This window comes from Pedobacter cryoconitis (assembly GCF_001590605.1).
Taxonomy (GTDB): Bacteria; Bacteroidota; Bacteroidia; order Sphingobacteriales; family Sphingobacteriaceae; genus Pedobacter; species Pedobacter cryoconitis_A.
Genome location: NZ_CP014504.1, coordinates 1,643,090 through 1,658,825, shown reverse-complemented (window position 1 = coordinate 1,658,825; position 15,736 = coordinate 1,643,090). Strand labels below are relative to the sequence as shown.

At 39.8% G+C, this 15,736-nt stretch carries 14 protein-coding genes; 11 read left to right on the top strand and 3 right to left on the bottom strand.

The features are described from left to right. Positions 1 to 279 precede the first annotated feature (279 nt). The 11 genes from eat (at position 280) to AY601_RS07040 (ending at position 12,497) form a co-directional block, all read left to right on the top strand. On the top strand, positions 280 to 1,596 hold the full coding sequence (gene eat, locus AY601_RS07090; RefSeq protein ID WP_068398481.1) for an ethanolamine permease: 1,317 nt from the start codon (positions 280 to 282) through the stop codon (positions 1,594 to 1,596). Continuing rightward, on the top strand, positions 1,593 to 2,951 hold the full coding sequence (locus tag AY601_RS07085; protein WP_068398478.1) for a glutamine synthetase family protein: 1,359 nt from the start codon (positions 1,593 to 1,595) through the stop codon (positions 2,949 to 2,951). The genes eat and AY601_RS07085 overlap by 4 nt, the downstream gene beginning before the upstream one ends. Before the next feature lie 12 nt (positions 2,952 to 2,963). Then, the gene (locus AY601_RS07080) at positions 2,964 to 4,112 is read left to right on the top strand and encodes an iron-containing alcohol dehydrogenase (protein ID WP_068398475.1); all 1,149 of its coding nucleotides are present in this window, start codon (positions 2,964 to 2,966) and stop codon (positions 4,110 to 4,112) included. Next, positions 4,112 to 4,825 (top strand): gamma-glutamyl-gamma-aminobutyrate hydrolase family protein, encoded by a 714-nt coding sequence (locus AY601_RS07075; protein WP_068398472.1) that lies wholly within the window; start codon positions 4,112 to 4,114, stop codon positions 4,823 to 4,825. Before AY601_RS07080 ends, AY601_RS07075 begins: the two co-directional genes overlap by 1 nt. Beyond that, entirely contained in the window at positions 4,822 to 6,189 is a 1,368-nt protein-coding gene (locus AY601_RS07070) for an aldehyde dehydrogenase family protein (RefSeq protein WP_068398470.1), read from the top strand. Before AY601_RS07075 ends, AY601_RS07070 begins: the two co-directional genes overlap by 4 nt. Positions 6,190 to 6,304: 115 nt before the next feature. Further along, positions 6,305 to 7,033, top strand: coding sequence for a ThuA domain-containing protein (locus tag AY601_RS07065; protein WP_068398468.1), 729 nt, complete (start codon positions 6,305 to 6,307; stop codon positions 7,031 to 7,033). A 35-nt stretch (positions 7,034 to 7,068) separates the two neighbouring features. Continuing rightward, positions 7,069 to 8,283 carry a TCR/Tet family MFS transporter gene (locus AY601_RS07060; protein WP_068398465.1) on the top strand — a complete coding sequence of 405 codons (1,215 nt, stop codon included), beginning with the start codon at positions 7,069 to 7,071 and terminating at the stop codon, positions 8,281 to 8,283. A 66-nt stretch (positions 8,284 to 8,349) separates the two neighbouring features. Continuing rightward, positions 8,350 to 10,512 carry an FUSC family protein gene (locus AY601_RS07055; RefSeq protein WP_068398462.1) on the top strand — a complete coding sequence of 721 codons (2,163 nt, stop codon included), beginning with the start codon at positions 8,350 to 8,352 and terminating at the stop codon, positions 10,510 to 10,512. Between the two features lie 45 nt (positions 10,513 to 10,557). Beyond that, the gene (locus AY601_RS07050; protein WP_068398459.1) at positions 10,558 to 10,968 is read left to right on the top strand and encodes an organic hydroperoxide resistance protein; all 411 of its coding nucleotides are present in this window, start codon (positions 10,558 to 10,560) and stop codon (positions 10,966 to 10,968) included. 72 nt (positions 10,969 to 11,040) lie between these two features. Further along, a complete protein-coding gene (locus tag AY601_RS07045) occupies positions 11,041 to 11,463 on the top strand; it encodes a hypothetical protein (protein WP_068398457.1) in 423 nt (140 codons plus the stop codon). A 17-nt stretch (positions 11,464 to 11,480) separates the two neighbouring features. After that, positions 11,481 to 12,497: a hypothetical protein gene (locus AY601_RS07040; RefSeq protein WP_068398454.1), complete on the top strand. Its 1,017-nt coding sequence runs from the start codon at positions 11,481 to 11,483 to the stop codon at positions 12,495 to 12,497. Positions 12,498 to 12,539: 42 nt separating this feature from the next. Here AY601_RS07040 and mgtE read toward each other — a convergent pair whose 3' ends face one another. Genes mgtE through AY601_RS07025 form a run of 3 tightly spaced genes read right to left on the bottom strand, consistent with a single transcriptional unit; the run spans position 12,540 to position 15,673 of the window. Further along, the gene (gene mgtE / locus AY601_RS07035) at positions 12,540 to 13,889 is read right to left on the bottom strand and encodes a magnesium transporter (protein ID WP_068398451.1); all 1,350 of its coding nucleotides are present in this window, start codon (positions 13,887 to 13,889) and stop codon (positions 12,540 to 12,542) included. Between the two features lie 45 nt (positions 13,890 to 13,934). Then, positions 13,935 to 15,059, bottom strand: a complete 1,125-nt coding sequence (gene corA / locus AY601_RS07030; RefSeq protein ID WP_068398448.1) for a magnesium/cobalt transporter CorA — start codon at positions 15,057 to 15,059, stop codon at positions 13,935 to 13,937. Positions 15,060 to 15,061: 2 nt separating this feature from the next. Continuing rightward, the gene (locus AY601_RS07025) at positions 15,062 to 15,673 is read right to left on the bottom strand and encodes a WbqC family protein (RefSeq protein WP_068398445.1); all 612 of its coding nucleotides are present in this window, start codon (positions 15,671 to 15,673) and stop codon (positions 15,062 to 15,064) included. Positions 15,674 to 15,736 lie beyond the last annotated feature (63 nt).

Sequence of the window (15,736 nt, the reverse complement as noted above, 5' to 3'; positions counted from 1 at the left end):
TAAGAGAAGCAGTTTTTTGACAAGCAAGATTGTGTATTTTTAACACTTTATGTTTTTTGAAATATTACAATTGAGAAAATTCAGTTGACTCCCTCTTTTGAGTTCAAAATCAGTGCTCTTCTTTTGAGGTTTACCAGCTCGCTCAACAGGCTTACAGCCGGGCTTTTATAAAATATTCAACTATCTAACTTTCTTTTAAAGAAATCATACCGATTTTGATCAGCAGCCACATTTTTAAATAATTATCCTATATTTAGTATTAGAGTAATTGAAGCGTAAATGACAGACAATAAGGGTTTAAGAAAAACACTAACTCCATTTATGCTTTGGGGGCTTGGTGTTGGTTATGTAATTTCCGGCATGTATTTTGGCTGGAATTTAGGCCTTGAAAAAGGTGGTACAGGTGGAATGGCTATTGCCACTATTGGCGTAGCAATTATGTATGTTACTTTTACATTCAGTTATACAGAGCTTGCTTGTGCAATACCCAAAGCTGGTGGTGTGTTTGATTACGCCAACAGAGCAATGGGCAAGAATATCGGCTTTATTGCCGGAATAGCACAAATTGTTGAGTTTATACTTGCCCCTCCTGCAATTGCTTTCGCTATCGGCGCTTATTTTAATGCCTTTTTCCCTCAGGTTCCTATCTTAACAAGTGCAATTGTGATCTACTTTATATTTACCGGATTAAATATATATGGGATCAAAGCTGCTGCTTCGTTCGAAGTAATCGTGACCGTATTGGCAGTTGGAGAATTGTTGTTGTTTTCAGGTTTAGCACTACCGAAACTGGAAGTAGCGAATTTGACACACAATTCTTTTCCCAATGGTTGGGGTGGCGTTTTTGCAGCTATTCCTTTTGCAATCTGGTTCTTTTTAGGGATTGAGGGGCTGGCCAATGTAGCGGAAGAAACCAAAAATCCTCAAAGAGATCTTAGTAAGGGATTTGGGTGGGCAATATTTACTTTAGTCGTACTATGTGTGCTGGTGTTTATTGCAGCTACAGGAATTGCGGGATGGGAAGCAATCGTCTATAAAAACGGGGTAAGTGGTGAAACTTCAGATTCCCCTCTTCCACTGGCACTAGCTAAAATAACAGGTAGCAATCACCTGATGTATCATTTGCTGATTACAGTAGGTTTATTTGGTCTAGTCGCTTCATTTCACGGACTGATCCTCGCTGCCGGCCGCTCTACTTATGAAATGGGCCGTGCACATCATATCCCTTCCTTTTTAGGCAAGATCTCTCCTAGTTTTCAGACCCCTGCCAATGCTTTATTTGGAAATATGATAATCGGGATCTTCGCGCTGTTATCTGGTAAGACCTCAGAAATCATCGTAATTTCTGTTTTCGGTGCTTTGACTTTATATAGTATAGCTATGGTTTCCATTCTGCTTCTAAGGAAGAATGAGCCTGAGCTGGATCGGCCTTTTCGCATGCCATTTTACCCTTTGTTTCCAATAATCTCCCTGATTATTGCAGTGATCTCCATCGTATCGATGCTGATCTTTAATTTCAAGTTAGGGCTGATTTATTTTTCCATATTGACTATCACCTTTTTGTTATACCGAACGTTTAAATCCTCTGCTTCATGACAGTTCAAGAAATATTAGCGTATGTCAAACAACATCCTTCGGGAAAAGTAAAAGTAGCTGTTGCCGATATAGACGGCGTTTTAAGAGGCAAGTATATTGCTGCTGAGAAATTTGCCTCCATTGTGGAAGGCCGGATTGGATTCTGTGATGTCACCTTTGGCTGGGATATGGGCGATGTGGCTTATGACAATGTAAAGTTTACGGGCTGGCATACCGGTTATCCAGATGCACTGGTCAAGCTTGATCTAAGCACTTTTCGTAAAATTCCATGGGAAAATGAGGTGCCATTCTTCCTGGGCGATTTTGTCAATGAAAATGAAGTACCTGCTTATACCTGTCCGCGGCAGTTGTTGCGTAAAGTACTGGCTGAAACTGAACAACAGGGTTTTCTTCCTTATTTCTCGCAAGAATTTGAGTGGTTCAATTTTGCAGAAACACCTGGAAGTGCGCATCAAAAGGGTTTTCACCAGCTTACGCCTTTGACTCCCGGCATGTTTGGGTATTCTATTTTGCGGAGTTCCCTGAAAAACGATTACATGACTGACTTGTTTGATTTGCTCTGCAAGTTTGGGATTCCGATTGAAGGTTTACATACGGAGACCGGCCCCGGGGTTTACGAGGCAGCAATCAAATACGCTCCGGTTTTGCAAGCGGCAGATCAAGCTGTTCTGTTTAAAACAGCGGTAAAAGAGATTGCTTACCAACATGGGATTATGGCCACTTTTATGGCTAAATTCAGTGAAAATCTGCCCGGGTGTAGTGGTCATATACATCAAAGCTTATGGGATAAGGATTCCAAGGATAACTTATTTTATGAGGAAACGGATCCCGATAAAATGAGTGAGTTAATGAAGAGTTATATCGCTGGACAGCTTTATTGTCTGCCGCATCTGCTCCCAATGATCGCGCCTACGGTGAATAGCTATAAAAGACTTGTGGAGGGCGCTTGGGCCCCAACTACTTTAACCTGGGGGATTGATAACAGAACAGTTGCTTTAAGGGCTTTGCCGGGAAATAAAAAAGCGACAAGACTGGAAACAAGGGTTGTCGGATCGGATACCAATCCTTACCTGGCGCTATCGGCTTGTCTTGCTGCCGGATTATATGGCATTAAGCATCAGCTGAAATTAACACAACCAGCTACTCAGGACAATGGCTATCAGGAACTTTCCTATGGAGTTTTACCGCATAATCTTCATGAAGCTACGCAGTTAATGAAGCATTCGGCAGTTGCTAAGGAGTTATTCGGGACTGATTTTGTAGACCATTTTACTTTGACCAGGGAGTGGGAATGGAAACAATATGCAAAAGCAGTGACCGACTGGGAGCTCAAGAGATACTTTGAAATTATTTAAACGACTATAGCTATGACATTTGATAAAGTTTATCAGTATAACTTTCCTACGATCATTCGCTTTGGTGCAGGTGCAATTAAAGAATTGCCTGCCTATTTACAGCAAAATGGGTTAAAGCGCCCAATGATTGTGACAGATCCGATAATTGCCAGTCTGCCTTTTTTTAAGGCTATTGTGAATGATTTACAGGCTAATCAGCTCTCTGTTGAGGTCTTTAGTGAAATTCATAAGAATCCTGTAAAGAGTGATGTTTATAAAGGAACTGAGGTTTGGGACAATACCTCAAGGGATAGTATTATTGGAATTGGCGGAGGTGCAGCTTTAGATGTGTCCCGCGCTATTGTTTTAAGGGTGAATCACCGGGAAGATCTTTTCAAATACGATGATTTGATTGGTGGTGATGTTTATGTCACGAATGAGGTACCTCATTTTATTGCTGTTCCAACTACTGCGGGTACCGGAAGTGAGGTTGGGCGGAGTGCAATTATCGCGGATGATGTGACCCATCAGAAAAAGATCCTGTTCTCTCCCAAGCTGATGGCGAAGATCGTATTTGCTGATCCAGTATTAACGATGGATTTGCCTCCATTTATTACAGCGGCAACGGGTATGGATGCGCTTACACATAATCTGGAGGCCTTTTTGGCCAAGAATCCGCATCCTTTATGTGACGGGATTGCACTGGAAGGCATATATCTGATCAAAGATTCGATTGAAAGGGCTACCAACTACCCGGATTTAGAAAGCAGAAGTAAAATGCTCATGGCTTCTATGATGGGTGCGATTGCTTTTCAAAAAGGGTTAGGTGTAGTCCATTCTCTGGCGCATCCGCTTTCTTCTTTGCTGGACACGCATCATGGATTAGCCAATGCGGTTAATCTGCCTTATGGGATGGAATTTAATATTGTTGGTTTTGAAGACCGTTTCAGACGTATTGCGAGGACCCTGGAGTTGAAGGAGGAAACGGGCGCAGCGGTAGTGCGCTATTTAGCGGAACTGAATTCAAGGGTGCATATTCCTCAGCGGTTAAATGAAATTGGGGTAAAGCCTGAGCATATTGAAACACTCGCTGATCTGGCACTGGCAGATTTTGCACACCCTAATAATCCAAAGCCGGTAAGCCGGGAGGATTTTAAGCAATTGTATTTAAAGGCGCTTTGATGAAAAAGAAGATTGGAATAAGTTATACAGAGACTAATTTTCAAAATTACTGGAATTGGTTTACGGTTGCGGATCTGGGCGATGATTTAGAGCTGATTGAACTATCGTTCGAAAAAAACAATACAAAGGATATTGAATTGTGTGCTGGCTTTCTGTTAACCGGAGGGATTGATGTAGCACCTTCTTTTTATGGTGGAGCTCCGGATTATCCCGGACAACCTGATTTTTTTCTGCCGCAAAGAGATGAATTTGAAAAGTTGATTTATCACTATTCGCAGGCTTTCAAAATACCTGTTTTAGGAATTTGCAGAGGAATGCAGTATATCAATATTCTGGAGGGCGGGAAAGTTCTGGAAGACATCGGATCAGCAAATCTGATTCATAAAAAAGTGGCCGAAGATAAGGCCCATCAAGTCAATATAGGTCATAACTCTATGTTATACGCTATAATTGGTGCAAAAAAAGGAATTGTTAACAGTGCACATCATCAAGGCATTAGTGATTATACATTAAGTAATAATTTAATAGCAAATTCTTATGCCGACAGCCCGGACCAGCTAATTGAAGGTCTGGAATTTAAAGACAAAACTGGCAAATCTTTTATGCTTGCGGTGCAGTGGCATCCGGAAAGAATGAAAGAAAAGGAAGTAAATCCACTTTCTCAAAAACTTAAAGAGCGCTTTATTGAGGAGGTAAAAAAATTGGAAAAATGAACGTAATAAATCCTGCTACAGAAGAGATAATTGCAACACTCCAGGAAGATACTGAGTCTTCGTTGCATGCAAAACTGGAAATATTGAAAAATGCACAGCTGCAATGGGCTAAAACTGGCTTGGCTGAAAGGATCAAGGTGATTCAGCAATTCGATGATTTGCTGGAAGTTGAGAAAGAAAGGCTTGCCGGAGTGCTGACTTCAGAAGTTGGGAAGCCTTTGCAGCAAGCCCGCAATGAGCTTAATGGCGCCAGGTCCAGGATGCAGTGGATGTGTACTCATGCTGTTAAATATCTTTCTGATGAACAGATCATTAATTCTGTTGACCTCAAGGAAGTCATCTCTTATGATCCGCTTGGAGTGATCTGTAATATCTCTGCCTGGAACTACCCCTATCTGGTTGGTGTGAATGTTTTTATACCTGCACTGCTGGCTGGAAATGCTGTGCTTTATAAACCCTCTGAATATGCATCTTTGACTGGATTGGAAATTGAAAAGCTGCTTAAAAAGGCAGGTATACCCGATGGCGTTTTTCAAGTGGCTTTAGGCGCCAGGGAAACCGGTGAACTTTTGCTTGATATGGATTTTGATGGTTATTATTTTACAGGCTCTTACCGCACAGGTCAGCGTATTTACCAGCGGGTAGCCGCTAAGATGGTTCCTTGTCAGCTTGAATTAGGCGGTAAAGATCCTTTATACGTCGCTGATGATGTAAAGGATATTGAAGCGGTGGCAACCGGAACAGCGGATGGCGCATTTTACAACAACGGACAGAGTTGCTGTGCAGTGGAAAGAATATATGTACATGAAAAAGTGTATGATAGCTATATTTACTCTTTTGTTAAAGAGGTCAAATCATGGAAGATAGGAACACCAACTGAAGAAGGTATTTATATCGGAGCACTAACACGCAAGGAACAGCTTGAGGTATTGGAAGGACAGATTAAAGATGCGTTAGCTAAAGGCGCGGTGCTGTTAAATGGTGGAAAAAGAATTATTGGCAAAGGGTATAATTTTGAACCTACTGTTTTAACTGGCGTGTCTAATGACATGAAAGTTATGCAGGAAGAGAGTTTTGGGCCGATTATAGGCATCATGAAGGTAAAAGATGATGCTGAGGCCCTCCGGCTGATGAAAGACTCCGTATATGGATTAACCGCATCCGTTTATACAGACAGCATAGACCGGGCTAAGGAAATCCTTTCTCAGATTGACACTGGAACTGGTTACTGGAATTGTTGTGACCGGGTAAGTGCAGGCCTTCCCTGGAGTGGAAGAAAACATTCAGGAATTGGGGCTACTTTGTCTCATCAGGGGCTCAGGGCATTCACTAAAACCAAGTCGTGGCATCTTCGTAAAGGTTAATAATGAATTTATGTATTCATCACTATGTCCAGTAATACAATTATTTATAATATTTCTGAGCTAGTAAGAAAAAAACATTTCTTGAGTTATTATGATTTATAAGTATCTTTCAATTATGAAAAATCTAACCCTTTTATTGAGCTTTATTTTACTGCCATTTTTAGTAGTTACTGCATACGGACAATCTGCTAAACCCCGGATTCTTGTGTTTTCTAAAACTGCAGGTTTCAGACATAGCGCTATTGCCACTGGAAAAACCGCGATTATGAAATTGGGTAAGGAACATGGTTTTGATGTAGATACGACAGAAAATGCCAGCTATTTCAATCCGGATTCTCTTAAAAAATATGCTGCAGTAGTTTTCTTGCAAACCACAGGTGATGTATTGAACGATGTGCAGCAAACAAGTTTTGAAAAATATATACAAGCTGGCAGCGGATTTGCGGGCGTGCATGCGGCTACAGATACGGAATATGGATGGCCTTGGTATGGTAAATTAGTAGGGGCTTACTTTGTGAGTCATCCTGCCCAGCAACAAGCTGTATTAAATGTTACAGACCGGTCGCACATTTCTACCAAACATTTGCCGGCAGTCTGGACCAGGAAAGATGAATGGTACAATTTCAAAGAGGTAAACAAAGACATTAAGGTATTAATTACGATTGATGAGAAGTCTTATACAGGTGGCATTAACGGTGATGTACATCCAATGGCCTGGTACCATGATTATGATGGAGGAAGATCATGGTATACGGAATTAGGTCATACAGAGGAGTCTTATGCGGATCAGAATTACCTGAAACATCTGTTAGGCGGTATTCAATATGCAATTGGCAGCAATTAAAGAAATTAATCTAATTTTACGGTTTAATTTATCATATGGCCTCTCCAAAAAAATCTGCAATTGGGTTTATTTTTATCACTTTACTGATTGACTTTACGGGATTTGGAATTATTATCCCTGTTTTACCAAAATTAATAGAAGAACTTACTGGTGGAGGACTAAGTGTTGCTGCACTTTACGGCGGTTATCTAACTATTTCCTACTCTATTATGCAGTTTATCAGCGCCCCTGTATTAGGTGGATTGAGTGATAAATTCGGTCGCAGACCTATACTTCTGGCTTCTTTATTCGGCCTGGGAATTGATTATATTTTTCTGGCTTTTGCGCCCACTATCGGTTGGTTATTTGTAGGCAGAGCATTGGCCGGAGTAACCGGAGCGAGCTTTACCACAGCCATGGCCTATATTGCTGATGTAAGTACACCGGAAAAAAGAGCACAAAACTTCGGAATGATCGGGGCTGCCTTTGGTATTGGTTTCATTGTAGGGCCAGTTATTGGTGGTGTATTTAGCCAGTTTGGACTTAGGATCCCTTTTATTATTTCAGCTGTGCTGGCATTGGTGAACTGGCTATATGGTTATTTCATCTTACCAGAATCATTAGCCAAAGAAAACAGAAGAAGTTTTGACTGGAAAAGAGCGAACCCTGTTGGGTCTTTATTACGGGTCGTACAATTTCCTAAATTGATAGGTCTTTTGGCTGCTTTATTCCTTTTATACCTTGCAGCACATGCTGTTCAGTCAACCTGGACTTATTATACAATGGAAAAATTTCATTGGAATGAGGCTTGGGTGGGATATTCTTTAGGCTTTGTCGGAATTGTAGTTGGCGTAGTACAGGGAGGGCTGATCCGGATAATTATTCCTAAGATCGGACAGGAAAAAGCCGTTTTTTATGGGTTGTTTTTATATATGATCGGATTTGTCCTTTTTGCCTTCGCGACAAAAGGCTGGATGATGTTCGCTTTCATGCTGCCTTACGGACTGGCAGGTATCTATGGGCCGGCTATGCAGGGGATTATTTCTAATCATGTCGAGGCAAATGCACAAGGTGAAATACAAGGGTTTACGGCTAGTCTGATGAGTATGGCAGCGATCTTTGGTCCGTTAATTATGAACAATCTTTTTCACTATTTCACCGATCCAAAAAATGCAATTTACTTTCCGGGAGCACCGTTTTTAATGGCTGCGTTTCTAACACTTATCGGTCTGTTTATTTGCGCTGCGGCACTCAAAAAGCACCATTCCTGATTTACATATACTAAATCAGGTTGTTTCGGTCAGATTATTGCTCAATTCAAATATTAACCTCCAGAAATGTTTAACCGTCCAATCAGAAGCATACATGATTTTTTACTGAGCACCTATTTCGCAGACGGGTTGCGGATCACCTTTGGGGTGCTTCTGCCCTCTTTGATTTTAGCTCAGTTTGGTCTGCTGAAGTATGGAATGACTTTATCATTAGGCGCACTTTGCGTTAGCGTAGTGGATACACCCGGACCAATTGTACACCGCAGAAATGCAATGCTGGTTACAACAGTGCTGATCACAGTACTGTCAGTGATTGTAGGCTTGACTAACAAAAACCAGTATTTTATTGCAGTTTTATTGGTAGGTTGTAGCTTTCTGTTCTCCATGTTTTTCCTTTATGGAACAAGGGCGGCTTTAGTGGGCACAGCATCTTTGCTGATTATGGTGTTGAGTATCGATGATGTAAGACCATGGAAAGACGTATTGATCTATTCTGCACTGGTTTTCTCCGGCAGTTTGTGGTATACGGTTTTAAGTTATTTCTTTTATAGGCTCAGACCTTATCGGCTGGTGCAGCAAACGCTGAGTGATTCTATTCATGAGGTGAGTGAGTTTTTAAGGGCGAAAGCGAAGTTTTATCATGAAAACACAAATTATGATGATAATTATGCGGAGCTGATCCAACTTCAGGTAGCTGTTCATGAAAAGCAGGATGCAGTTAGAGAGGTGCTGTTCAAGACGCGTGAAATTGTGAGAGAATCGACACCGGAAGGCCGATTTTTACTATTGGTTTTTGTAGATATGGTAGATCTGTATGAACAGGTCATGTCAACTTATTACAACTATAAACAGCTTCATGATCAATTTGATAAGGCTGGGATACTTTCCCATTATGAGCGAATTATCAACAGGATTGCCTGGGAACTGGATGAAATTGCATTTGCACTTAAAACCGGAGGCACTCCCCGCCCGCCTGCGGTATTGACTGAAGATGTGAAGCGACTGAAGGATAAAATCAATGTGCTTGAAAAAGATAATACTGATGGTAAGTATAATACACTGGGACTGATTGCGCTTAAAAATATAGAAGTAAATATTGAAAATATAGCTGCAAGGGTTAAAGCTATCAATGGATACTTTAATAAGAAAGAAAAGAAGAATTTAAAGAATAATAGTGCGATAGATACAGAGCGTTTTATTACGCGGCAGAAGTTTGATGCCAAACTATTTTTTGATAACCTTACCTTTAGTTCCTCTACTTTCAGACATGCAATGCGTGTATCCATAGCAATGCTGATTGGTTACCTGGTTGCCAAAATGCTCGATTCCTCTCATAGTTACTGGATTTTGCTGACTGTACTGGTTATCTCTAAACCCGCTTTCAGTTTAACCAAGCAGCGTAATTATGAACGTTTAATCGGAACTGTTGTGGGGGCGCTTATCGGGATGGGAATCCTGGTTTATATTCATGATAAGCATACGCTGTTTTTTATCCTGCTATTTTGCATGATCGGGACTTACAGCTTTCAAAGGAAGAATTATATTGTCAGTGTGTTGTTTATGACACCTTATATCCTGGTCTTGTTTGACTTTTTAGGGATGGGTAGTTTATCTGTAGCCAGGGAAAGAATTTTTGACACTTTAATTGGCTCAGCAATCGCTTTATTAGGTAGTTATACTTTATTCCCTAACTGGGAGAATAAGAATTTAAAGGAGGCCATGCTAAGTACTTTAAGAGCAAATATGGCGTATTTCCATGAGGTCACGCTTTTATATACAGAAACAGAACACAACCTGACCAACTACAAGCTATCACGCAAAGAGGTTTATGTAACGTCTGCGAATCTATCTTCTATTTTTCAAAAAATGTTTTCCGAGCCTAAGAGTAAACAACGGTTAATGCCCGAGATGCATCAGTTTACAGCGCTGAATCATTTACTGTCTTCTTATACAGCTACACTTTCGCTTTATTTTAAAGAACATGCTTTTACATTATCTCATCCTGAGGAATTAAAGCCAACGGTGAACAATACGCTTTACCTTTTGAATCTTTCTGCAGCGTACCTGATCAAAAATGATGGAGAGCCGAGTAACGTGCCCTTAATCAAAAGCATACAGGATGATAGTAAGGCGACTGATCCTAATGAAATGATGGTTATTGAGCAGTATGAGATGATCCAGAAGGTAGCTTATGATATTTTTAAATTAACTGAAAGGATTAAAATATAAAACTTAAGGGATAGATTTTTGTTGTAATACCATAAACAAGAAAACATGGAAAAGTTATATACAGCTGCAGTACTAGCTAAAGGAGGTCGTGATGGCCATATAAAATCAAGTGATGGAACAATAGAATTTGAAGTAAGGACACCTAAAGAAATGGGGGGTCAGGGAGGAGCAACAAATCCTGAACAATTATTTGCTGCAGCATGGGGCCCATGTTATCTGGGTGCATTACATGCGGTAGCTAAAAACGAAGGTGTAGAGGTGGGTGAAGCTACTGTCAATGTACAGGTTTCGTTTAATCAGGATGGAAATGCTTATGTATTGTCTGCAGAGCTGGATGTCCATATTCCTGGACTAAGCCATGAGGAAACTCAGAAATTGGCTGATAAGGCACATAAAGCTTGTCCTTACTCAAAAGCCACAAGGGGTAACATTGAAACAAGAGTTACCGCTATATAGCGCTTAAATAAATATAGAGCCGCTGCTTTATTAAAGGCAGCGGCTTTTTTATGAGTTAAATTAAATCATGAAATGAAAAGGTACTTACTGCTTATTGCACTCCCGTTTTTACTGCTGAGCACGCGTAGTGTGGCACAAACATTCCAGGATACTGACGTATTCTCATTTTGGAAAGATGCTGCTGTTTCGCATCCGCAGATTTTAAAGAAAAATGGTTTCAAAAAGGTATATGGTGAGCCGAAAAAAGCGGGTGGTTTTCTTTTTTTGTACCACAATAAAACTGCACAAGAGTATTTATTTATCCATTATACTCCAGCAATGACTACTCAGACTATCAGTTATTTAGTGCCAACAAAATCAAAGTATCAAAAGCTGACCAACTTTGATCAAAAGGCCTTTCTACACGGAGAAAAAATAATCTCCAGTGGAACTACCCGTTATGAGGACGGTAAAAAGTATTACCAGGTTACTTACATTTGTGAATCCTGCATCTAAATTATAATATAAACAAAATGGCGAAAACACACTGGATTGACGAAGCTGATACTTTAACTATTTACCCGGCCAGGATGGCGCGCAGGATCAGTATAATTTACCTGATCGCATTTACAACGCTGAATATTGCACTTTACCTCACTCAAACATTAACCAGCATTTCTACGCTCCTTATATTTGAGGGGCTGATTTTATTGCTGGCTATATTCTTATATGGCTCTGGGGAGCGTAAAGCTGTTTTTGATGGAAATAGCAGGCAGCTATACACGAAGTTCTTTGGAATAACAACCCATACTATTCCTTTTGACCAGATTGCAACCATTACTCCTTATGATACCATGGGTGCCATAAGTTATAAAGTCTTCTCCAAAGAAAACAGGCATGGAAAAGGAATTCTTATTTCTTGTGGTTATTCTAAATTAACGAACAAAAATCTGATCGCTTATGAGGAAGAAGTTTTACCCCGGATCAATGAGCTCGTATTTTCAAATCGTCCGCTGCATGTTAAATCGCCCGTTTTTGATTTCCAGTTTTTTAAGGAAGAAAATGGTATTTACAAGATACTTTTCAATAAAACAGGTGGTCTTATTCTGGGGATTTTATTGATTGCATTAACTTTCTTTATCCTGGCCCATCCGGATTTTATGAATGACAGGGAAAGTTATAAAAGATGGATGGTTACTTATCTTCCTGTAGTATTGGGTGTGATTTTTGTCAATGCATTTTTCACTTCTGTAAGTTTTGATAAGCCTAACCGCCAGATCATTTATTCGACACTTGGCGGTGCTATCCGGAAGATCTATTCATTTGATGATTTTATCCAGTTCTTAATTGTTCGTAAGTCTACGAACTTTATCTATACAGGAACAGAAGTAAAGGCGGTTCTTGATCTTCCAGCACAGGGAAAGACCAGGCAATTAATTCTGATTAATTTCAGGAATACTAAAAATATTGAACGCTTTATAGACGAAGCAAATACTATTTTGGGCCTTTTTGAATATTCTCCTTCACAAATTAATATGGACGATGAGTAAGCAGCTTTAATATAAAGCTGCTTACTCATTTACTAGTTTGCTTTAAAGTAATAATTTACTAGCCATTCCCAGTAAAAGTAAAAATCCAAATACGTCAGTAAAAGTGGTAATGATGATGGATGAAGCAATTGCAGGGTCGATACCTACTCTTTTTAGTATCAGAGGTATCCCTGCTCCTGTTACGCCCGCTATAACCAGATTACCGGTCATCGCCAGAAAAATAACAAGTCCCAGTAGTGGGTTTGCATCAAATACAAGCGCAAAGATGAAAACGATTAAGCCTGTTACAGCGCCATTGATCAGGCCAACAGTAAATTCTTTTAAAACGGTACGGTAGGCTTGGTTGTCGGTCAGATCGTATAGGGAAATCCTTCTGACGGTTACCGCCAGTGCCTGAGTAGCTGCGTTCCCCCCCATTCCTGCAATTATAGTCATATAGGCAGATAGTACAGCGATTTTAGCAATGGTTGGTTCAAAATGTCGTACTACTGCTGAGGCAAGGAAAGCAGTCCCTAAATTAATAATTAACCAGGGTAATCTTGATTTTACAGCCTCTACCCAGTTACCACTTAATTCCTCATCTTCTGATACGCCGGATATTTTCAGAATGTCTTCCGTATTCTCATCTTCCAAAACGTCAATAACGTCATCGAAAGTAACTCTACCCAATAGTTTCATCTGGTTGTCCAGAACAGGGATACTGGTAATATTGTATTGGGAGATCAGCCTTGCTACTTCTTCCTGATCGGTGTCCGGGCTTACCCAGGCCACATCAGATTTAACCAACGAAGTGATTTCTACATTTCCTTTGGCTTTGATAATATCTTTTAAAGAGACAATTCCCTGAAATACATTTTGTTCATCTACCACAAAAATGGTATAGAATTCTTCAATTTCTTCGCTCTGTCTGATGATTTCGTCAATGGCATCCTTTTTCTTCAGGTGAAGCTGAATCCGGATAAACTCCGTATTCATCAGCCCTCCTGCTGTATCTTCGTCGTAACTCAGCAGGTTCCTGATATGAGAGGCATCATCCTCGCTCAGGTCTTCCAGAATCTCTTTTTGCTCGTGTTCTTCGAGTTGCGAGATAATATCTGTCGCATCATCATAATCGAGTTCTTCTACAATCTCCGTCCGTTTATCTGGATGGAGCTGGAAAAGTAACTCTTCAGGGTGTGCTTCCTCGTGCATTTCTGCAAAAATCTCAGATGCAGTTTCAACAGGAAGAAGGTTGATGATACGCTGTCTGTCCTCTTGTGTCAGGCTTTCAAATAAGATGGCAATTTCGGAAGCATGATATTCATCCAGAATTACAGCCAATTGATTATCGCTGCCATTCAGGGCAGATTTTATTCTGATAACATCAGATTTGTCTAGTTCATAGGATTGCATGCCAGGCTAAGGTAATTATATTTTCTATTTTATGACCGCAGACATTTACTTAAACCACCCTTTTCGCCAAAAATAGATCACTTGAAGGACCGCAATAACGACCATAATCAACATGGTATACAAATATCCGTGCGTAGCGTAGAGCTCTGGCATATTGTAAGGCATAAATTTATGGGTTACAGGATCTTCTTTGGCGAAGTTCATTCCATAAACCCCGGCAATAAAAGTAAGGGGTATAAATATGGACGAAATGATAGTGAGCACCTTCATAATTTCGTTCATGCGGTTACTGATAATTGATAAATACATATCAATATTACTGGCCGAAATCTCTTTCAGGGACTCGACTATATCAATAACTTGTATACAATGATCGTAAGCGTCACGAATATAAGGTTTGGTTTGCTCAGTGATCAAATGACTATCACTGCGGAGCATATCATTTAGTTTATCTCTTTCCGGCCATGCAACCCTGCGTATATTAATCAGGTTTCTTTTAATCAGCTGGACGTCGAACATAAAGCTCTTATCCGGTTTATCAAACAGGCGATCTTCTATCGTATCAAGCTCTTCACTCCAAAAACTAAGGATCTCAAAATACTTATCTACAACAATATCCATGAGTGCATACATGATATAGCTGCTCCCTGAAATCCTGATATTTCCCTTCCCTGCTTTTAATCTCTGAATAACCGGGTTAAAACAATCAGCATAGTTTTCTTGCAGGGTAATCAAGGCATTATCTGTCAGTATAAACGATAATTGTTCGTTTTCCAGGGTTTTATCTTCATCAAGCAAAAGCATCCTGCTGACTGCGAACACATAATCATCGTATTCTTCAATCTTTGGTCTTTGATAAGATCTGGTAATATCTTCAAGAATCAACCGGTTTACATGAAGTTCACTGTACAAAGTCTCAAATAACTCCGGAGATCCAAATCCTTTGATTTCAATCCAAAAAGTAAAATTCTTATCTGCCAGTAACTGAGCAATCTGGTTGATATTGGGAAGTTCTTTCGTTTCATAAGTTGTTGCATTAATCTTATGAATTGTAATTACTGGTTTTAACGAATTTTCATCTATATAAACTAGCCCTGGACTGGAGCCCGCCAGCGGTATTTTTAAACGTTTTTTCTTTTTACGTGATTTGCCTTTTTTATCAATGCCCATGCTTAAAGATAGTTTTTGGTCTGAGGACCTTGATTGAATAACAAATCAACGATGCTCATGTTTGGCATAAATCCCATTCTATCTTCGAATACCTGAAAATAAGGTTTTGCAGGAACAATCAATTCTGGTTCTTTGAAATGAAGTTTCAGCCTGTAGTCATTTTCGGGAGCTATTTCTTTAACGTACTCGGTGGTGAAATTAAATTCAGCAGTTTTTTTTAGTTGTTTGAAGATCCATTGCAATATTTCCAGATTATAGTCAAACAAGAATTCGAATTTCTTATGATAAAAAACAGCAAGTTCATCTTCATAATACTCGAAATAGGCAGAATTCCGGTAACAGCTTTCCAAGCTTAGCCAGTGCAAGCGCTGCCATTTGAAATCATAACTTATTTTTACATCCTTGACCTTTGTATGGTATTTTGAACCCTTAATTACTGGCAAAAAAAGATCTAAAGCTCCATTTGGGGAATAAATTCTGGTTCTGTTGCGGTAAGTTTGTTTAGGAAAATGTTCTTCCTTTTCTAAAAGGAATTCGTAATTATGAGCGTTTAAGGCAGAGAAATAACTTACAGGAGGAAGATAAAAAAGAGGAAATATAGCTGGATTGTGCATTGGTTAATTTATGTTTGCATTTTCAATCAGGCAAAATAATGATAAAAAAGGCTTTTTTCCTAT